The following is a 20,361-nucleotide window of genomic DNA, read 5'->3' as shown; positions in this document are numbered from 1 at the left end:
CATGGCAAAGCCTATTACGGCAATCAAGAAAAAGGTTTTCTCAGAAGAAGAAAAGAAAAAGCAATCGCTGGATCAGCTCACCGCTGATCTGGTGGATCACGATGCCGCACTGAAAAGGACGTTAGAGCTGGTCCGTGAACTGCATGACAGCGGAATTCTCGAAGCGGCCCACTCGATGCTGAAAGCCAAAGCGGAAATCGCGAAAATCGTTGTCGGGCAGGCAACTCGAAAACCGGTAACCAACATGATCAATAATCTCATGGGTGCAGCCGGAGTCTTGACGGAAATGGAGCCTGAGCTTACCAAAAAGCTGATAGGCAGCGTGGCCTCCGGCATGGAAGAAGCAAAGGAACACTTGGAATCGCCTAAAAAAGTCGGGATCCTTGATTTGATGAAAGTCATGAACGATCCGGACATCAATCGCGCTATCGGTTTTGGGATTCGTTTTCTGAAAGGAATGGGCAAAGGGTTAAAAGAGTAATATTACGAGGAGTTGATGTTATGAAATTAAACACCTTTATCATCAAAGGATTCCAGATTATTTTGAACGTTTCCTTAACTCTTCTTGGATTGATATTAACCTTTTTTATGATCCGTGAACTGGCTAACATCTTTCAATATACGTTCGATCCCAGTTCAAACGTTCACGAAATTTTGCAAGATATCCTTGTATTTTTCCTTTACTTTGCTTTTATTTCGATGGTCGTCAAATATTTCAAGGAAAATTATCATTTTCCCATTCGATATCTGCTTTATATCGGTATAACGGCAACCATTCGATTCATTATTGTAAACCAGGGAAAACCCCAGGAAAATTTATTTTTGTCCGCTGTTATTTTTGTTCTCCTGGTCAGTTTTCTGCTGGAAATCAAATATCATAAGTATTCGAATGAATGAACATTCAAACAATTTTCATTACCATTATAAATAGAGGGTGACCTTCCGATGCACAAAGTGCTTCTAATCGAAGACGATGCCATGATCGGCGAGATGTTGTCGATGTACTTATCGGTGGAAGGGTACTTGGTGAGGCGGACGGAAACCGGTGCTCAAGGACTAGCCGAGCTGGAAGCCTTTGAACCGAATATCGTCTTACTTGATCTCGTGCTCCCCGACATCGACGGCACGAAGCTATGCAGCGACATTCGCAGCGCTTCGAACGTGCCGATCCTTGTCGTATCGATGAAGACGGACGTGTCCGAGCGGATTCAAGCATTAATGGCGGGCGCGGATGACTATATATGCAAGCCGTTCAGCATGCGGGAATTGACCGCCCGGATCACGGCGAAGCTACGCCGAACCCAGCTCGTTTTTCAAACGGCCGCCGAGCAGCAGGAGCAGCCGGAAGACAGCAATCCAATTGCAGGTACGGCAATTTCGCTTGATCCTAAAAGGAGATCCGTTTACGTAAATAAGCAGCTAGTGGAGACCACCTTCTCCGAATTCGAGATTCTGCGGCTGTTTTGTGCAAGCCCCGGTAAAGTATTCAACCGCGAATCACTGATCAACGCGCTGCGGGGCTTCGATTCCTTCATGAACGACCGGGCGATCGACGTTCACATCGCCAATCTGCGCAAGAGGATCGAAGAAGACCCCAAGGAACCGAGGCATATCAAAACGATCCGGGGCGTCGGCTACAAGTTTCAACCTTGATTACGAGAACACTTTCGAAGGCTATTGACGATATTCAGTTCTTTAAAAATGGTTCAATTTCTTTTTGCAGGAATAGTTCGGAATGCTGCCTATCCATTATGCATGTCGAACAAACATGGAGGTGTTCATGTTCATTTAAAAGAGCGGCTTCTCCGGCTTCTTGGACGCATCCGCAAATTTCACAAATCATTGGCATTATGTTGCACCGTCCTCTTTCTTCACTTCAAATCCGAGATCGAGAATAGCTTGGTGAAAATCGCGGAAAGAAGCTGCAGTTTCGTCATACGTAAACACCGCTTCTTTTCGGGCCAAACTGACCTCCGCCTCTTATTTATGCCCCAAACCTCATGCAAGGCGTGACTTACTTTATCGGCATCTTCCTGATCATCCATTCCCCGAATGGCAATAGTTTTGGTAACCATGTAACTACCCCTTTTCACGAAAGTCAATGTTAGTTGTTCAACCCTCTGCCCATGCCCTGCAAAAATTTCGTCATCATGTTTAAAGATGACATCACTTCAGGCTCGCGCAAGGTCTTGACCATCGTCCATAATCCCGGTTGTTTTTTATCCGCCTCTTGGTCCACGCCATGCTCTACTCCGGTGGCAACGCCGTTCAATATTTTTTGAAGCTTGGAAGGATCTACGCTGCTCAAAAATTGCACGGCTGCCATCCCATTCTTAATGATTCGATGAGCGCCGGGTTTATTCAACTGATCGATCCCGATTAGCGCGATTTGTTTGCTGTTTTTCAGCATTCCCTGAAGAGCGTCCAATATCCCCATTTTTTGCAGCTCCCCCAGAATGTCCAGGAATCCAAGCAGCGCTTCGCGATGATTCACAGCAGCTTTTAGTATTTGCTCAATCGCTTGGGCCTCTTCTTCCGCTTGATCGGGTATATGCTTTTCAATGTAGGTAATCGCCTTGGCCACTGATATTCCCTCCTTCGATGATCTCCGGAATCGGTACATAATCGGAACGTTTCCACTTCTCTTCCACCTTTATGCCTATTTGCGGAACTCGATTGCCAAATCGGTAGTTTACGCGAGGCAACGGCGGCTTGCCCGTCCGCTCTAAAATCTCCATTTTCACACCCATTTCTTTATACGCCGGAGTATGCGTGATCCGATCGTGATAACTGCTTGTCAACCGGTTCACCGCCGATTGATCTTCAGATGTATTCATAGACAAATATAACTCGTTCCCTTTGACCCGATCGGTCACCTCTACCCGTACCTTCACGGTTCCATAAGGTGAAGTGAGACGAACTAAGGCGCCGCTTTCGATGCCGCGTTCTTTCGCAAGCTCTGGCGATACCTCCAGCCACTCGCTTGGAACCTTGTGCGATATACCTTTGGATTTGTAGGTCATGTTTCCTTCATGGAAATGCTCGAGCAGCCGGCCGTTGTTCAAATGCAAGTCGAAATCCTTGCCGGCTTCGAATGGCGGCGTCCAATCCACCGGGAACAATTTGGCCTTTCCGTCTGGAAATCCGAACCGCTCTGTAAATAAAAGAGGTGTATCCGTTCCGTTCGGCGCAACGGGCCAAATCAAGCTGCTCCATCCTTCCAGCCGTTCATAACTGACCCCGGCAAAAATGGGTGCAAGGCTTGCTGCTTCTGCCATAAGCTCACTAGGATGTTCATAGCTCCAATTTGCCCCCAGACGATTGGCAATTTCCTGAAAAATTTCCCAGTCTGGCTTGGAATTGCCTAAAGGTTCGAAAACTTTATGAAACCGCTGGATCCGCCTCTCCGTGTTGGTAAATGTCCCGTCTTTTTCCAAACTTGGAGCGGCAGGAAGTATCACATCGGCAAACTGGGCGGTTTTCGAAAAGAAGATATCTTGTACGACGAAAAATTCAAGCTTGTCGAAGGCGGAGTCCACGTGATTCGAGTTGGAATCGACAATCGCCATATCTTCACCGAATAAATACATGGCTTTCAGTTTGCCTTGATGAACGGCTTCAATCATTTGGTGGTTATTCAGCCCCGGTTTATCGGGAAGCTTGACTCCCCACGCTTGCTCATAGCGGGCTCGAGCCTTTTCATCTTGAATCGCTTCATAACCTGGAAGCCAAGCGGGCATGGTACCGAAATCGCAAGCTCCCTGAACATTGTTATGGCCTCTTAACGGATAGGCGCCTGCCCCGGGCCGCCCATAGTTCCCGGTGGTCAACAATAAATTGGATATTGCCGTACTTGTGTCCGTCGCCCCGAGATGCTGGGTAACCCCCATCGCCCATAGAGCGCAAACCGATTTGGCTTCATGAATCATAGTGGAGAGATGAATGAGCTCCGCTTTCTTTAGACCCGTCATTTCTTCCGCATATTCCAGTGTAAATTTCTCGAGGGATTGAACAAACGGCTCGTAGCCATTAACCCGATTGCTTAGAAACTCCTTGTCCTCCCATCCCTGATCGATGATATACTTGGCCACTGCATTCAGCCAGATTAAATCGGTGCCCGGTTTGGGACGAAGAAAAACGTCTGCTCTTTCCGCCAGTTCATGCTTTCTTAGATCGATCACCACCAGTTTTTGACCATGAAGCTTATGGGCGCGTTTGACCCGCGTAGCCAAAACGGGGTGGGATTCCGCCGGGTTTGCCCCAATCACAAGCACCAAATCGCTGCTTGCAATATCACGAATGGTTCCTGAATCAGCGCCAATTCCAACGGTACGCATAATCCCCGCCGTTGCAGGAGATTGACAATAACGGGAGCAATTGTCCACATTGTTGGTTCCCATGACGGCACGGGCAAACTTTTGGAAGAGGTAGTTTTCTTCGTTACTGCATTTCGAGGAAGCAATGTAACCGATCGAATCGGGACCATGGATATCCTTGATCTCTTTCAGCCTTCCGGCAATCAAAGAAAGCGCTTCTTCCCATGTCGCTTCGACAAATTTGTCGCCTTTTCGGATCAACGGTTGGGTTAAACGTTCTTCACTATTCACGAAATCCCATCCGAACTTACCTTTGACGCATGTCGAAATTCCATTGACCGGCGCTTCCAGTTGGGGTTCGATCTTCAAAATTTTACGGTCTTTCGTCCATACTTCAAAACTGCAGCCGACGCCGCAATAAGTGCAAACGGTTTTAGTCCGATTAATTCTGGACTTCCTCATCGCCGCTTCAACTTCCGAGACGGCGAAAATTTCCTGGTAACCAGGTTCGATTTCTTTGGTCATATCAATCATTGGCAACAAGAGATCATTCGGGATGCGGGTCAAATAACCGGCCTCTCCGAGCATCGTTTTTTCCATCAGCGCATTGCAGGGACATACGGTTACACAGTGTCCGCAGGATACACAGGAGGATTCATCGATCGGTACCCCGTTATCCCATAGAACTCTCGGTCTTTCCAGACTCCAGTCAATTGTTAAGGTTTCATTCACTTGAAGATCTTGACAGGCTTCTACACATCGGCCGCAGAGAATGCATTGGTCCGGTTCGTAACGGTAAAACGGATGCGAGTTATCCTGTGGATAAGGTTTTGGCGTAAATTCATATTTCTGGTGCTCGACTTGCAAATACTCTGCCGTATTGTGAACCATACAGTTGCCGTTATTATTGTCGCAAACCGTACAGTATAGCTCATGATTTTTCAAAATCCGCTGCATAGCCTCCAATTGGGCTTCCTTGGCCTTCGGAGAAATACTATCGACTTTCATTCCGGGCATAGCCGCAGTGGCACAAGCTCTTTTCAATTCGCCGTCCACTTCCACCAAACAAGTATCGCAGGACTGGATCGAGCCCAAATTGCCATGGAAGCAAATATGAGGGATGTAATAATCGTTAGCTTCAGCTGCTTCCAAGATACTCTGGTTCGGGGAACAAAGGTATTCCCGATCATTAATTTTTATGGTAAAGCTTTCCGTTGTTACTTCATTTATCATTTCCTTACAGCCTCCCTCTGGTGTGATATTCTTTCCCAAAACAAAAAATGCATTCTCTGCTAAATACTTGCATGGACCTGAAAATTCACTTTCAATTGAGGAAAATATTGTTCTCTCCAGTTTTTCAAATCATGATAAGGAATCTGATGACGGAAATGTTGGCCCTTTGCATTATGGATTTGAAACAAAGTACTTAATTGATTTTCATTCGGGCTGATTCTTTCAGTTATTTTTCCGTTTTTCAAAACAGTAGATCCCTCATAATGATATGAGTGAGTCGTTGCGTTGTTGTGATGTGTTGTAGTTGTTGTTGTTGTGAGTGAGTGAAGGTTATTTGACGTGCCCTGCTACAATGTCATTACATTAATCTGCCCGTTCAACGAGCAAGTCCAGATAACAATTGCCCCCAACTACTCCTTGCCATTCGGGAATGAGATAAAGTTCTTGTCATCCTACACATGTAGAACAATCCAAAGAAGTAATGCAAAATATATTGACGAAAACGCTTTCATGTCGCAAAATTTTTCTAGGAACTTTTTCACAAAATATGTGAAAGGAGAGTGACATTGATCATGCAGAATAAACAAAATGATAAAAATGCCAGCCAATGGTGGTACATCCTTCTGATCATTCCTTTTATAGCTATGCTTTGGCCTTCATCTTATTCTACTGCCGAGCCAAAACTGGCAGGAATGCCATTTTTTTACTGGTATCAATTGTTGTGGGTTATTATCAGTGCAGTGTTAACGGCAGTCGTATATTTCGCTACTAAGCGAAAATAAGAGAGAGAAGGAGTCATTATGAATATTAATTGGACGGCATTCATCGTTTTCATATTGTTCTTTCTACTAGTTACGGTAATCGGATTTTATTCGGCAAGATGGCGTCAAGGAAACCTTAAGCTTCTCGATGAGTGGGGATTAGGAGGAAGAAGATTCGGAACGCTGATCACCTGGTTTCTCCTAGGCGGAGATCTTTATACGGCCTATACTTTTATTGCCGTACCTGCTTCGATGTATGGGAAAGGCGCGATCGGATTTTTCGCTGTGCCGTATACCATTATCATTTATCCGTTCATATTTGTCGTTATGCCGCGCCTGTGGTCAGTTGCCAAAAAGCATAGCTACATTACGGCAGCGGATTTCGTTAAAGGACGTTTTGGAAGCAGTTCCCTTGCATTGGCTGTTGCAGTTACCGGTATTTTGGCTACCATGCCGTACATAGCGCTTCAATTGGTTGGTATGCAGGCAGTACTCGATGCCATGGGATTTACGGGGACAGGTTTTATGCACGATTTACCGCTTATCATAGCCTTCCTGGTACTGGCGATTTATACATTTAATAGCGGTCTTCGCGCTCCGGCCGCCATTGCCATTGTCAAAGATTTGATGATCTATATCACTGTTATTGCAGCCGTAATTTATATTCCGTACAAGCTTGGAGGATTTGGTCCGATCTTTGATGCCGCAGCAGTCAAGCATAAGGAAGCTGTCATCCTCGGTCCTAAGGCTTATGCGCCTTATGCGACGTTGGCTCTTGGCTCCGCACTTGCCTTGTTCCTGTATCCGCACTCCTTGATCGGGATCTTCAGTTCGAGCAGTCGAAATGTGATTAAACGCAACTCTGCGCTGCTGCCGGCCTACTCGCTCGTGCTGGGTATCATTGCATTGCTTGGGTTTATGGCGATTGCCGCTGGTATCACAACGAAGGATGGCAACGCTGCTATTCCGGAATTGTTCCTTAAAATGTTTCCTAGCTGGTTTGCAGGATTTGGGTTCGCCGCAATTGGTGTAGGTGCCCTTGTCCCAGCTGCGATCATGTCGATTGCGGCGGCCAACCTGTTTTCGCGCAATATTTATAAAGCGTATATCAACAAAAACGCCACTGACACGCAGGAATCCAAGGTTGCAAAATGGTTCTCGCTTGTTGTGAAAGTCGGCGCTTTGCTGTTCATTTTCTTAATGAACAAACAGGAAGCAATCAACCTGCAGCTACTGGGCGGGATCTGGATTCTTCAAACCTTGCCTGCAGTCGTAGTCGGCTTATACACAAGATGGTTAAATCGTTGGGCTATGGTAATTGGCTGGCTGATTGGGATGGTATACGGTACATTCATGGCCGTTTCAACCAGCTATGGAAATCAGTACAAGTTGCCATTCGGACTATCCGGCGCTTCGACGGTATATTCTGGGCTGTACGCCCTAGTATTGAATTTCATTGTGGCCATCGTCCTAACTTTCATCTTCCGTGCGATTGGTATCGGAAATGGCAAAGACGAAACGCAACCACAAGATTATCATTTTGACGTAGCATAAGATCAAAGCAACACTCACTCCATTGGAAACTCCCGCCACGTATAAAATGAAGAAAACGGAGCCTTCAAGCTTGCAAGGCTCCGTTTCTGTTTTCGATTTGCGGAACAGGCTGCCGAGCGAATCACCTGCAGCCTGGATAGTACAATATTACGGAACTATCGTACTCCGTTAGCGCAATCATGGTTTGAACGAAGGATATGTTCGAAAAATCATACATAAATACCTTTTAAACAGCAAATTCCATAATTCTGTGTGAAAATTCATACAGATTAGTGCTTTTTTAAGAAAAAAGTATAATTCTGTTCGATAATTCATACAGATTCGTTCTTGTTTCGATAACTTTACCTTACTTATTCCGTTCAACTATACTGCCAGTTAGTTCAACGAATAAGAATAGTTCACTTTTGCAAACATCATGTTATTTTCCCCGATCAGTTTTTTTAAAAATCAGCCTTATTTTTGTGTGTGAATCATTTCACAAATTCGTCAATCACTTGTCAACACTCGCTCACAATTATGTGAAAACAATCACATACTTTCGTATATGATATAAGTATCAAGAAAGAACGATGGAGCAGGTGAATATACATGGACAAATACCGCAAACAAGAAAAGGCCCTCATCATCTTATGCGCAGTGGTTGCCGCAGTCATGCTTCTATCTTGGAGCCGTCATTTATTTGCATAAAAATAGCCAATGCTTACGATGCAAGTTTTCTTACGAAAACTCTTAGGAGATGATACTATGCACTACGATCCGGTACTTTACAGCCGCATGCTCACGGAGCTCACGCTTGCGTTTCACATTATTTTCGCTACGATCGGGGTTGGCGTTCCCATGATGATCGCGCTTGCCGAATGGACGGCGATTAAACGGGGCGACCCGTACTATTCGCTCATGGCGCGTCGCTGGGCTCGCGGCTTCGTCATCACCGTCGCAGTCGGAGTCGTCACTGGAACTGCGATCGGCCTTCAACTGAGCTTGCTTTGGCCAAGCTTCATGCGGATCGCCGGACAGGCGATTGCCCTGCCGCTGTTCTTGGAGACTTTCGCTTTCTTCTTTGAAGCCATCTTCCTTGGCATCTACTTATATACGTGGGACCGATTCAAAAAACCGATCCTGCACTTCATGCTTTTGATCCCGGTCGTCATCGGCTCCTCTGCTTCCGCGTTCTTCATCACGACCGTGAATGCTTTTATGAATACTCCGCAAGGATTTAAGCTGCAATATGGAGCCATCACTGACATCCAGCCGCTGGTCGCGATGTTCAATCCGGCTACGCCGACGAAAGTTGCCCATGTGCTCGCTTCGTCGTATATGACAAGCGCCTTTATTCTTGCCGCTATAGCCGCTTTCTCTTTATTGAAAAAGAAAGACACTCGCTACCATCGCAAGGCGTTGAAGCTCACGATGACCGCGGCGCTTGTGTTTTCGCTTTGCACGGCTTTGGTCGGCGATCTCTCCGGCAAGTTCCTAGCGAAGTATCAGCCGGAAAAGCTCGCTGCCGCCGAGTGGCATTTTGAAACTGCGGACAAAGCACCTCTTGTACTGGGCGGTTATTTGACCAAAGATAACGAAATTAAGTACGGTCTCAAAATCCCCTATGCCCTAAGTATTCTGGCTCACGGCACACCGACAGCGGAAGTTCAAGGCCTAAATGAAACGCCAGTAAAAGAACGGCCGCCGCTTTATGTGCACTATATTTTCGATCTCATGGTCTCGATCGGGATGTTCCTCACTCTACTAGGCCTCATCTATATATGGGCGCAGCGCAGAGCTCGGAGCAGCAATGGCCGTTACCCGCGGTGGCTGCTGCGATTGATCACATGGTCAGGTCCGCTTGCCATGCTTGGTATCGAATGCGGCTGGGTCTATGCCGAAGTCGGAAGGCAGCCCTGGATACTTCGCGGCTTTATGAAAACGGCCGAAGGTGCAACGACATCCACGCATGTGGACACGATGCTTGTCCTGTTCTGCTTCCTATACTTGCTGCTCGGGCTAACCGTCATCAAAGTACTAAGCAAGCTTTTCAAAAATAATGATGTGCAAGATGAACTCATCGCCAGCGGCATTGAAGGAGGGGGACCGCGATGAACTATGAACTACTTGGCATTTCTGTACTTTGGCTATTTTTATATGGCTACCTGATCGTAGCTTCCATTGATTTCGGTGCTGGATTTTTCAGCTATTACTCCTTCATCACGGGGCGGAAGCATCTCGTTCACAACATTATCGAACGCTACTTGTCCCCGGTTTGGGAAGTGACCAATGTGTTCCTTATCTTTTTCATTGTGGGGATCATCGGCTTTTTCCCGGACACGGCTTATTACTATGGCACGGCATTGCTCATCCCGGGCAGTGTAGCCATTATTCTGCTCGCTCTGCGTGGCTCCTATTATGCTTTTAGCAATTACGGCTCTAAAGACAACAAGCTCTATATGTTCCTATACGGAGCTACGGGCTTGCTTATTCCGGCGTCGCTCTCGACCGTTCTAACTATCTCTGAAGGCGGTTTTGTAATGGAAAAGAACGGAAATGTGCTCTTCCTTTACGGCGACCTATTCCGCAGCCCTTACTCTTGGGCCGTTGTGCTGCTGGCGCTTGTTAGCGTCCTCTATATATCGTCCATGTTTCTGACTTATTACGCAGCTAAAGCAAGGGATCACAAAGCTCTTGAAGTCGTCCGCGGTTACGCGCTTGGCTGGAGCATGCCGACGATTTTATGCAGCCTGCTCGTATTCTTTGCTATCAATGGTCATAATCCGCAGCATTTTCAAAAAATGGTCGACCTTGCATGGATGTTCGCTGCTTCGTTTCTATGTTTTCTAATCGCGGTCTTTCTCGTCTGGAAGCGTCGCGGCTTCGGCTGGTCTTTTATATTCGTCATGCTGCAGTTTGCCTTTGCCTTTTTTGGCTACGGAGCTTCGCATCTTCCCTATATTTTGTATCCTTACATCACGCTTTATCACAATTTTACTAGCGATACGATGGCGCTGTCCCTGATTATAGCTTTCATAGCAGGATTGCTGCTCCTCGTACCTTCTCTCGCTTTGCTCATGAAGCTTTTTTTATTCGATGCTTCGTATGTTCAAGGCAATTCTTCTAAGAAAGGATGACGTTCAAATGGATTTTGAATTCTTTTTGATTATGGTCGCACCGATGCTGGTCGTGCTGACCTCTATCTTCTTCCTATTCGCCTGGTTTTCAAAAGGTAATGACGCATCCATAGAATAGAACGCGAAAAATCCCCTTCCTCCGCTGAGATTGCAGCGAACAGAAGGGGATTTGCTAATTTCCCGGGAAATAGTCGTATTTAGTCGAAATAAACAGCTTTTCCAGTTTTAGCCGACTCATAAATCGCCTCGAGAATTTCCGAAACGACACAAGCTTGCTCTGGAGTAACAACCGGTTCGGTGTCATTCTCAATAGCTTGAATCCACAGGCGCATTTCTAAATCTGGCGCACTTTCCGTTTCGCCATCGTAGAAGGCAACTCCGCCGGCATTTAGCTCTACTTCGGTTGTGAACAAACGGCTGTTTTTCTCGCCATTGATGCGCAGTCCGCCCTTCATGTCGGCTCCGCCCTCAGTACCGCAAAGCGTACATTTGGCCTCGTCCACTTCAAGCGTATTGAGTGCCCAGCTCGATTCGAGAATAATAGTGGCGCCATTTTTCATCGTAATCATACCAAATGCGGAATCCTCAACGGTGAACTTGGATGGATCCCAAGGTCCCCATGCATTTGCAGCATTTTCACGTTGCGACAGCTTGTGGTAAGACGTACCGAGCACGACTTTCGGCTCGTAGTTGTTCATCATCCACATGGTCAAATCGAGCGCATGCGTACCGATATCGATCAGCGGTCCTCCGCCTTGCTTTTCTTCATCCAGGAATACGCCCCAAGTGGGAACAGCGCGACGGCGAATCGCATGCGCCTTGGCGAAGTAAATGTCGCCGAGCTCACCGTCCGCACAGAGCTGGTGCAGATGCTGGCTGTCGCCGCGGAAACGGTTGTTGTACCCAACCGTAAGCTTCTTACCGGTCCGTTTAGCAGCCTCTACCATTCGACGCGCATCAGCAGCTGTTTTAGCCATTGGCTTTTCGCACATCACATGCTTGCCTGCTTCGAGTGCAGCAATTGTAATCTCTGCATGGGAATCGTTTGGTGTACAGACATGCACGATATCGATGGATTCGTCTAACAAAACTTCACGGTAGTCATTATATACGCGAGTTTCGTTTTTCCCGTACTTGCTTGCCGCTTCATGCGCTTTTTCTGGAATAATGTCGCAGAAAGCAACCATTTCTACATTGTCTAGCTTGTTCAAACTCGGCATATGCTTGCCGTTCGCGATTCCGCCGCAGCCGATGATCGCGATGCGATACGTTTTGGACATAACGAGCCTCCTTAGCATTTTCCCTCGGGAATAAAACTATCTGTGTTTATTCTTATACTTTTCACAAGTGCATTCTACCCTTACAATTAGAGTATATCAAAATACCAAAAAAAGAAAATTTCTGATCTGGCGAAAGTTATATACGATTTTGCCATGATGGAGGTACTTCGTGCTGATTCATGAAATTTCCCGCAAACTTGGCATCACCGCAAGAGCGATTCGTTTTTATGAACAAAAGGGATTGCTGTCCCCTGCCAAAATGAAAGAAAACGGCTATCGCACCTACACCGAGCAGGATGCCTTGCGCCTGCAAACGATCATTTCACTGCGGGAAGTTGGCATGACACTTGAAGATATTAGACAAACACTGGATCAAACGGATTCAACTAGCCAGGAGGAATTCATCTACGCCCTGCAGTTGCAGCGCTCTATGCTGTTCCAGCAATGGACCGGGATGAAGCAAATGATAGAAACGATGGATCGCATGATTCAGGCTGCCAAAATCAATCAAACACTGCCAACCGATCAGCTCTATGAGCTGGCCGGGCAAAACAAAGCGATGCGTGACCTCCGCGAAAGCTGGCGCGACCATTGGGATTTCGATGCCAAGGCTTCTCAATTCGACATGCAGCTGATTGAAGATAATCAATCCACTGGTGAAGCCCGGTTGTTATTATCCCCGAATGCAGCCTACGAAGCTGCGCTAAACCTCATCGTCGAACTCATCGCCCCTGCGGCAGGGGAAAAAGGACTCGATGTAGGAACAGCGACCGGCAATTTGGCCGGCAAGCTTCAGCAGTTAGGCGCTGTCATGTCTGCCATCGATCAATCCAAACAGATGCTGAAGCTTTGTGAAAGCAAGCATCCCGACATCGAGCTTAAATTAGGCAATGTTTTAGCCATTCCATTCATGGATGGACAGTTTGATATGGTCGTCAGCTCGTTCGCGCTTCACCATCTAACCGAGCCGCAGAGAGAATTGGCTTGGGCGGAGATGCTTCGAGTATTAAAGCCCGGAGGCCGAATTGGTTTGGCCGATTATATGTTACGGGATGCAAATGAACATCATACGTTCATGGACAAGCTCATCTCCTCTGGAGCTAATAAGCTGCCCATGATGCATGAACAAGTCGAGCTGTACACCGTTCACGCTCATCTTATAGAATGGCTAATGCGGCATTCTAAGGATGTCCGCTCCCAGCCAATCAATGACTTCATTTACATCGTTTATGCGCAAAAATGAGCCTGGGCCGCTGTCCATTCAGCAAACCCAAGGCTCATTATTTTTTTATCGTATTCGCAACCAGCTTGTATCCGACTCCACGAATGGAATCGATTTGTACCGATTGTTGATTCATCTCGAGCTTCTTGCGGAGTGAGCTTACATGCACATCGACGGTTCTCTGCCCCCCGATATAATCAAACCCCCAGACAATATTCATCAGATCGTCTCTCGTCACGACTACGCCGGGACGCTGCACCAAATACAGCAGCACCTCGAACTCTTTCGGCCTAAGAGGGATCGACTCCCCGTTCAGGGCGACTTCATATTTTTCCGGGTAAATCAATAACTCACCGGCTTGAATGACTTTCTCATTCGGTTTATTTTTATCTGTCACCGCATCCTCGGATTGCGTTCTGCGAAGTACAGCTGAGACGCGTGCCAGAAGTTCGGCAACGCCGAATGGTTTTGTAATATAATCATCGGCGCCGTGCTTAAGTCCTTGTACGACTTCGTCCTCAGCATTGCGGGCTGTCAAAATAATGACAGGCGTACCGTTCCCTTTTTGTCTAAGTTTCGCTAATATTTCAAAGCCGTTCAGACCCGGAAGCATAATATCCAAAACAATTAAATCATAGGACTGCTGCAAAGCCTCTTGAAGCCCATCTCCACCATGGTCAACGACTTTCGTATCATAACCTTCCTGGGATAGGTTGTATGATAATAATCGCGCTAGTGTGGGTTCGTCTTCAATAACCAGTATTTTTTGTGCCATGGGATCCCCCGAATTTACAGTTTATTAACTTTGCACAACCTTATTTTAACACCGAATTGTAAAGACAATGTAAACATTTCGTAAATGCGATGTAAATTAGTGAATGACAGGCAGCTCAATCGTAAATTTCGTCCCCATGCCGACTTCACTATCCACCCGGATCGTTCCCCTGTGCAGCTCTACTAAATGTTTCACGATCGACAAACCGAGTCCGGTTCCGCCTGAGCTTCGGGAACGAGCCTTGTCAACGCGGTAAAACCGCTCAAAGATACGCGGCAGATCTTTCTTCGGAATGCCAATCCCCGTATCGGAAACGATAATTCGCAAACGCTCATAGTCGCCATCGGCATTCATGTCAAGCGGCTCGACGCGCACCTTCACTTTGCCGCCATCCTGTGTGTAGTTTATGCCGTTAGATAGCAAATTGATAAATATTTGCCGTAAACGGTCCTCATCCGCCTCAATGTAAATATCATCGTCCACCTGCATACTTAGTTCAATATGCTTCTTCTCCGCTTCCTTCCGTAGTACATTGAGCGATTTCTCAAGGAATTCCGGCAAATAGACCGGAGAGAACTGCATCGGTATGCGCTTGGATTCAATTTTGGACAACTCAAGGATATCTCCGATCAAACGATTTAGCCGCTCGCTCTCATCGAAAATGATTTGCAAAAAGGAGACGGCCGTCTCTTTATCGTTCAGTGCTCCGGCAAGCAAAGTTTCGGCAAAGCCTTTGACAGCCGCAATCGGCGTCTTAAGTTCATGTGAAACATTGGCCACAAACTCGCTGCGCATCCGCTCCAATCTACGCACCGCCGTAATATCATGGAGGACGATCAGAACGCCCGACCATTCTTCATCTTCATGAGAGATCGGATTTAAATTGATTTCAAGAATGCGTTCCGCCGGGTAGTAGAAAATCATCTCGTCGCGAATCGGCTCCCGGGTCTCGATGCATTCCTGAATGAGCTTCGTAAATTCATATTGCTGCTTCGCTTCATTATATTTTTTACCGAGCAGCTCTTGCGCGGAAAAGCCAAGGATGTCTTCGGCAGCCGGATTCAGCAGCATAATCCGCTCTTCGCGGTCAATCATCATGATGCCGCTGACCATATTTTCCATAACGCCTTGAAGCCTGCGCTCGTTCTCTTGAATGCGTTCCATCTGCTGCTGCAAGCTTTCCGACATGCGATTAATCGCCTGCCCGAGCTGTCCAACCTCATCATTGGTGTAAGAGGGCACTCTCGATTTATAATTCATATTCGTAATCTGCTGGGCAACACGAGTCATCTTCTCGATCGGACGTGTGATTCCTTTGGCAATTCGATAGCTCACAATCCCCGCAATAATAAACAAGATCACAAGCCCTGTAATCAGAAAATACCAAAGACTGCGGATCGATTGAGCCACCTGCTCCAAACTCATCGCAATACGCAAAAATCCGGTGATCTGCTCACCGTTCTTAACAGGAATGGCCGCGTAGAGCATTTTTTCTTTTAAAGTATCACTATATCTCGTTGTATAACCAACACCGCTTGCAGCTGCCGCCACAATCTCGGGTCGGGTGAGATGATTGTCCATTTGCTGAGGATCTTGATCGGAATCTCCCAGTACGCGACCGTCAGCCCGAACAAAAGTCAATCTGGCTTCAGTCGATGCCTTAATGCGTTTAGCCTGGTCGGTGTAAAAAGAAATTAGCTCGCTCTCTGTACCGCTGCGATTCCATTCCCCAGTGGCCAGAATCACCTTGAGCTCGCGTTCCATGTTATCCTGAAGCGCCTCAATATGCGAATCCTCCAACACCTTAGCCATAAACACGCCCGCAATCAACATCGAGCACCCAATCAGCAAAATCAGTATAAATGTCAATTTGGCACGGAATTTCGTCATCCGCTATCTTCCTCCGATGAGTAAGTTTATGTCGATATATAAAGAAAAAGGGCTACTCTACATAGTAACCCTTTCCTCCGTGCCTGATCCAGTATTTTTTTTGTAAACGATTATTTAAAAACCGGCTCTTTGAGTGCAGCAAGCTTCTCAAGCGAGTTTTTCTCGACGTCGGCATGCAAGCTGTTGCCATGGGAATCCATTGTCACGATTGCCGCGAAGCCTTCCGTCTCCAAGTGCCACATCGCTTCCGGAATACCGAATTCCATGTAGTCGACACCCTCTACTTTTTTGAAGCATTGTGCGTAGTATTGAGCAGCACCACCGATGGCATTCAAATACACGCCGCCGTGCTCTTTGAGGGCAGCTAGCGTTTTGGGGCCCATTCCGCCTTTACCGATGACGGCGCGAATACCGAACTTCTTAATGATATCGCCTTGATAAGGCTCCTCGCGAATACTCGTCGTCGGCCCAGCCGCTTTCACATGCCATTCGCCGGATTCATCCTTGCTCATCACCGGTCCGCAGTGATAAATCGCTGCGCCATTCAGATCCACCGGTGCATCGTGATCCATCAAATATTTGTGCAGCGCATCGCGTCCGGTATGCATCGTACCATTAATGACGACCACATCGCCCACTTTCAGCGAACGGATTTGTTCTTCGGAGATTGGCGTCGTCAACACGATCTCACGACGTTCTTCCGTCGCGCTTGCCGCTGCCTTTTGACCAGCTTCGAAAGCTTCCTGGAACGATACTTCCGTTCCTCTCGGATACGACCAGCCGTTAATTTCTCCAGTCTCCGCATTCAGAATCACGCCCTGGCGACGGAACGCCCAGCAGTTGTATGCTACGGACACGAAGAAGCTCGCCGGCAGACGGTTCATCACGCCGACTTTACAACCGAGCAGCGTCACTTGACCGCCGAAACCCATCGTTCCGATACCGAGCGTATTCGCATGCTCCATCACGTACTCTTCCACTTTGCGAAGCTCCGGATGCGGATTCACATCGTCGACGTGACGGAATAATTGATGCTTCGCGAGCTCGTAGCCGCTTGTGCGGTCGCCGCCGATCCCTACGCCGATGAAACCGGCGCTGCAGCCTTGGCCTTGCGCTTGATAAACCGCGTGCATGATGCACTTGCGGATACCGTCAAGGTCGCGTCCGGCTTTGCCTAAGCCTTCGAGTTCCGTAGGAAGGCTGTACTGGATGTTTTTATTTTCACAGCCGCCGCCTTTCAAAATCAGCTTCACTTCAATATCGTCGCGTTCCCACTGCTCGAAATGAATAACCGGCGTACCAGGTCCCAAATTATCTCCGCTGTTAGCTCCTGTCAAAGAGTCAACGGAATTGGTGCGCAGCTTGCTGGCTTTCGTTGCATTCGCAACAGCATCAAGAATCTGCTTCTTCATGATAATTTGGTTTGCCCCAACCGGACAGTGTATAATAAACGTTGGCATGCCCGTATCTTGGCAAATTGGAGATACATTGCACTCTGCCATATGAATGTTATCGGCAATCCTTGATAAAGAAAGCGCAGAACGAGTGCCTTGGTCCTCGCGTTCTCCAGCCGCTTGAACCGCGCGGCGAACGTCACCTGGAAGGTTCGTTGAAGTTTCGACAATCAAATCGTATACGCTTTGATAAAAATGCTGCATGACTAAGTCTGGCTCCTCTCTCATTTGAAAGAAATTATGATGATAAAAGAAATAGTCCGCTTTCAGAACAGAGGAAGTGGACTTTATAAACAACTCTATCTATTATATCATACCTACCACGATGTGTTCGATGTAGATGTGAGAAAAACAAGGAGATTCACTGACATGTACAAAAGAATCGCCATTACCATGCTGCTGAGTCTGGTTGGCATCAGTTTGCTGCTCACTCCGCTGCAAGCCAATCGTTCCCAGGAAATTTACTATCAAGATCAAGTTGCCGTCCTCATGTACCACCATGTGCATGATAAAGACACCAGTTCCAGCACGATTACGTCCTCGCTTTTTCAGGGGCAGCTGGAATCCTTGCTAAGCAAAGGCTATCATTTTATTACTTTAAATGAATTCAAGCAGTTTATGGAAGGCGCAACGGTGCCCGTTAACGCGGTGCTGGTTACTTTTGACGACGGCTACCAGAGCTTCTACACAACGGCTTATCCGATCCTTAAAAGCTTGCGTATTCCCGCTGTGAATTTCGTCATTACGAATGATTTGACCAATCCGCTCGGCTCCTATATTCCTTCCATGTCGAAGGAACAAATTAGCGAGATGACCCACGCGACAAATTTCATTGATATTGGCTGCCATACGGACAACTTGCATCATAAGCTCCCAAGCGGCAAAGCCGCTCTCGTAGGAAAATTAGACCAGAATGGCCAACAAGAAACCGACGAGGCTTACAAGCAGCGCGTCCTCAAAGATACGAACGCTTGCGTCGGCAAGCTTGCCAAACTGACCGACGCGCCGCTTGACACGATGGCCTATCCGTTCGGCATCACGTCGCCGGAAGCGACGGCACTTATCCAGCAGGCGGGCATTCGCTACGCCTTCACGATCTCGCCGGAGATGGCGACGCGAAGCGCCGATCGCCTGCTCATCCCGCGGATCAACGCGGGCAGCCCCGGCATCACGCCGGAGCTGCTGCACCGCTCGATCCAGCGCCGCATCGCGGCGCAGCCGGGCAGCGCCCCGCTGCGCGTGGACGTGGCGACAGCAGCCGAGCAGCTTGGCGGCAGCGCCCTTGCCGAAGGCGGAGCCATCCAGCTCCGCCTTGGCGGGCAGGCATTCACCCTGCAGGTGAATGCGAAGACCGCGACGCGCGGCGAGGCGCGCGTCACGCTGCGCGAGCCCGTGCTGCGCGAGCACGGGCGGGTCACGATCGCGCTTGACGATCTGCAAGCGCTGACCGGGCTTCCGCTCGTCTACACCCCCGCCACCGGGAAGGTGGCTGAGCGGGTGACGCCGAGCGTCAAATAGACTGGCCGTCTCGCGTTACTATAGGAATACTACGACCATGGGAGGACTTTATGAACCATCACTTTTTTGCCTATTTGTACCGGTTAAAATATATCGACCGCTGGAGCTTGATGTGGAACATGCGACGGGATACGGTCGCCGAACACTCTTATTACGTCTCTGCTATCGCTCACATGCTTTGCACGATTGCCAATGAAGTATACGGCCGCAACGTACCCACGGATCGAGTCGTTTCCATCGCTTTGTTCCACGATGCATCTGAAGTTTTAACCGGCGATATTCCTCAGCCCGTCAAACATAATAACGAAAAAATCTTGCGCAATTTCCGGGAAATTGAAGACGTCGCCGTGGAAAAACTGATCGAGACCATACCTGCGGAAATTAGCCATGTTTATCGTTCCTTAATTCAAGATCATGACCCTGAGCTCTATCGTTGGGTGAAAGCCGCCGACCTTCTGGAAGCCTACATCAAATGTTTGACCGAACTTTCAACCGGCAATCGTGAGTTTATCGTAGCCAAGCAGCAAATCTTAGAAAGCTTGCAAAAGATGAACATGCCGGAAGTGGACTACTTCCTTACTCATATGAGCGCGTCCTTCGAAAAAACACTGGATGAGATAACGTTGAACTGATCGTTCCTAATCGAAAAAAAGCATGTCATCTTGAAGATGAACATGCTTTTTTTTATTCTCTAATAGAGCTTAAACCTTAACCCAAGATCTGAGGATTTGTCATAATCAGAACTGCTACAACGACCACGATGGCAGCGATCCAGCTGAAAGATTGAATTTTGCCAACATCAGCCGCCGTATTCGCCCCTGCTTTGGCAGATGCGATCAGCTTCTTCGTTCTGGCTCCAATCATTCCGGAGAGAGCACCTACGATAAGCAATAAAACAACAGCCGTGATCATCCAAGCGACGGATGGCTTAACATTACTAATCAAAGCCCCGCCTGTAATGAAAGCAACGATTAATGCAAATTGACCAACGCGATTAAAAGATCTGAGCAAGCCTACGAAGCTTTCTTGTGCGGCACCGGACAATGATGCGGCACGACCCACCAGAAAAGGAAATACGACATATGCACCTAACAATAAGGCACTCACTACGTGCAAGAAAATCATAACGTTATACATTTGACGCCTCCAACTTGGTTTGAAATGGTTTTCTTTAGTATACCGAATTCAACTAGAGTGGACAAGAAAGCGATCCCACAATTTCCCTAGAATCCCCCTTTCTTC

General features: G+C 47.6%; 18 protein-coding genes. 11 read left to right on the top strand and 7 right to left on the bottom strand.

The genetic code is table 11. The features are described from left to right. The first annotated feature begins 1 nt into the window (after position 1). The 3 genes from ACFQZT_RS14135 to ACFQZT_RS14125 are packed head-to-tail and all read left to right on the top strand — an operon-like array spanning position 2 to position 1,653. Positions 2-481 carry a helical membrane plugin domain-containing protein gene (locus tag ACFQZT_RS14135; protein ID WP_379300848.1) on the top strand — a complete coding sequence of 160 codons (480 nt, stop codon included), beginning with the start codon at positions 2-4 and terminating at the stop codon, positions 479-481. A gap of 20 nt (positions 482-501) precedes the next feature. Next, positions 502-897, top strand: a complete 396-nt coding sequence (locus ACFQZT_RS14130; protein WP_379300846.1) for a phosphate-starvation-inducible protein PsiE — start codon at positions 502-504, stop codon at positions 895-897. A gap of 48 nt (positions 898-945) precedes the next feature. After that, positions 946-1,653: a response regulator transcription factor gene (locus ACFQZT_RS14125; protein ID WP_379300844.1), complete on the top strand. Its 708-nt coding sequence runs from the start codon at positions 946-948 to the stop codon at positions 1,651-1,653. Positions 1,654-2,104: 451 nt separating this feature from the next. Here ACFQZT_RS14125 and ACFQZT_RS14120 read toward each other — a convergent pair whose 3' ends face one another. Both ACFQZT_RS14120 and fdhF read right to left on the bottom strand, forming a co-directional pair. Continuing rightward, positions 2,105-2,584, bottom strand: coding sequence for a helical membrane plugin domain-containing protein (locus tag ACFQZT_RS14120; RefSeq protein ID WP_379300842.1), 480 nt, complete (start codon positions 2,582-2,584; stop codon positions 2,105-2,107). Further along, positions 2,559-5,549 (bottom strand): formate dehydrogenase subunit alpha, encoded by a 2,991-nt coding sequence (gene fdhF / locus ACFQZT_RS14115; RefSeq protein WP_379300840.1) that lies wholly within the window; start codon positions 5,547-5,549, stop codon positions 2,559-2,561. The genes ACFQZT_RS14120 and fdhF overlap by 26 nt, the downstream gene beginning before the upstream one ends. Before the next feature lie 572 nt (positions 5,550-6,121). Here fdhF and ACFQZT_RS14110 point away from each other — a divergent pair. The 5 genes from ACFQZT_RS14110 (at position 6,122) to cydS (ending at position 11,098) form a co-directional block, all read left to right on the top strand. Next, positions 6,122-6,331, top strand: a complete 210-nt coding sequence (locus ACFQZT_RS14110; RefSeq protein WP_379300838.1) for a DUF3311 domain-containing protein — start codon at positions 6,122-6,124, stop codon at positions 6,329-6,331. An 18-nt stretch (positions 6,332-6,349) separates the two neighbouring features. Continuing rightward, complete coding sequence (mctP, locus tag ACFQZT_RS14105) at positions 6,350-7,864, top strand: monocarboxylate uptake permease MctP (RefSeq protein ID WP_379300836.1); 1,515 nt, start codon at positions 6,350-6,352, stop codon at positions 7,862-7,864. A 744-nt stretch (positions 7,865-8,608) separates the two neighbouring features. Next, positions 8,609-9,958: a cytochrome ubiquinol oxidase subunit I gene (locus tag ACFQZT_RS14100; protein WP_379300834.1), complete on the top strand. Its 1,350-nt coding sequence runs from the start codon at positions 8,609-8,611 to the stop codon at positions 9,956-9,958. Continuing rightward, positions 9,955-10,980, top strand: a complete 1,026-nt coding sequence (locus ACFQZT_RS14095) for a cytochrome d ubiquinol oxidase subunit II (RefSeq protein ID WP_379300832.1) — start codon at positions 9,955-9,957, stop codon at positions 10,978-10,980. The genes ACFQZT_RS14100 and ACFQZT_RS14095 overlap by 4 nt, the downstream gene beginning before the upstream one ends. Before the next feature lie 7 nt (positions 10,981-10,987). Next, positions 10,988-11,098, top strand: a complete 111-nt coding sequence (gene cydS, locus ACFQZT_RS14090) for a cytochrome bd oxidase small subunit CydS family protein (protein WP_379300830.1) — start codon at positions 10,988-10,990, stop codon at positions 11,096-11,098. Positions 11,099-11,177: 79 nt separating this feature from the next. Here cydS and ACFQZT_RS14085 read toward each other — a convergent pair whose 3' ends face one another. Beyond that, entirely contained in the window at positions 11,178-12,260 is a 1,083-nt protein-coding gene (locus ACFQZT_RS14085; RefSeq protein ID WP_379300828.1) for a Gfo/Idh/MocA family protein, read from the bottom strand. Between the two features lie 169 nt (positions 12,261-12,429). Here ACFQZT_RS14085 and ACFQZT_RS14080 point away from each other — a divergent pair, with 169 nt between their 5' ends. After that, positions 12,430-13,503, top strand: coding sequence for a MerR family transcriptional regulator (locus tag ACFQZT_RS14080; protein ID WP_379300826.1), 1,074 nt, complete (start codon positions 12,430-12,432; stop codon positions 13,501-13,503). A gap of 37 nt (positions 13,504-13,540) precedes the next feature. Here ACFQZT_RS14080 and ACFQZT_RS14075 read toward each other — a convergent pair whose 3' ends face one another. The 3 genes from ACFQZT_RS14075 to ACFQZT_RS14065 form a co-directional block, all read right to left on the bottom strand. Next, complete coding sequence (locus ACFQZT_RS14075) at positions 13,541-14,257, bottom strand: response regulator transcription factor (RefSeq protein WP_379300824.1); 717 nt, start codon at positions 14,255-14,257, stop codon at positions 13,541-13,543. 96 nt (positions 14,258-14,353) lie between these two features. Next, the gene (gene pnpS, locus ACFQZT_RS14070; protein WP_379300822.1) at positions 14,354-16,147 is read right to left on the bottom strand and encodes a two-component system histidine kinase PnpS; all 1,794 of its coding nucleotides are present in this window, start codon (positions 16,145-16,147) and stop codon (positions 14,354-14,356) included. Between the two features lie 110 nt (positions 16,148-16,257). After that, positions 16,258-17,805 carry a fumarate hydratase gene (locus ACFQZT_RS14065; RefSeq protein WP_379300820.1) on the bottom strand — a complete coding sequence of 516 codons (1,548 nt, stop codon included), beginning with the start codon at positions 17,803-17,805 and terminating at the stop codon, positions 16,258-16,260. A gap of 36 nt (positions 17,806-17,841) precedes the next feature. Between ACFQZT_RS14065 and ACFQZT_RS14060 the strand changes: the two genes are divergently transcribed. Further along, entirely contained in the window at positions 17,842-19,119 is a 1,278-nt protein-coding gene (locus ACFQZT_RS14060; protein ID WP_379300818.1) for a polysaccharide deacetylase family protein, read from the top strand. A 50-nt stretch (positions 19,120-19,169) separates the two neighbouring features. Then, positions 19,170-19,751, top strand: coding sequence for a 5'-deoxynucleotidase (gene yfbR / locus ACFQZT_RS14055; protein WP_379300816.1), 582 nt, complete (start codon positions 19,170-19,172; stop codon positions 19,749-19,751). Positions 19,752-19,827: 76 nt separating this feature from the next. On the opposite strand, the gene ACFQZT_RS14050 is transcribed toward yfbR, so the two are convergent. After that, positions 19,828-20,256, bottom strand: coding sequence for a hypothetical protein (locus tag ACFQZT_RS14050; RefSeq protein ID WP_379300814.1), 429 nt, complete (start codon positions 20,254-20,256; stop codon positions 19,828-19,830). Positions 20,257-20,361 lie beyond the last annotated feature (105 nt).

It is taken from the genome of Paenibacillus sp. GCM10027628 (genome assembly GCF_042676385.1).
In the GTDB taxonomy this organism is placed as follows: domain Bacteria; phylum Bacillota; class Bacilli; order Paenibacillales; family NBRC-103111; genus Paenibacillus_E.
The sequence above is the reverse complement of the archived record's forward strand: the minus strand, read 5'-3'. Positions and strand labels throughout refer to the sequence as shown.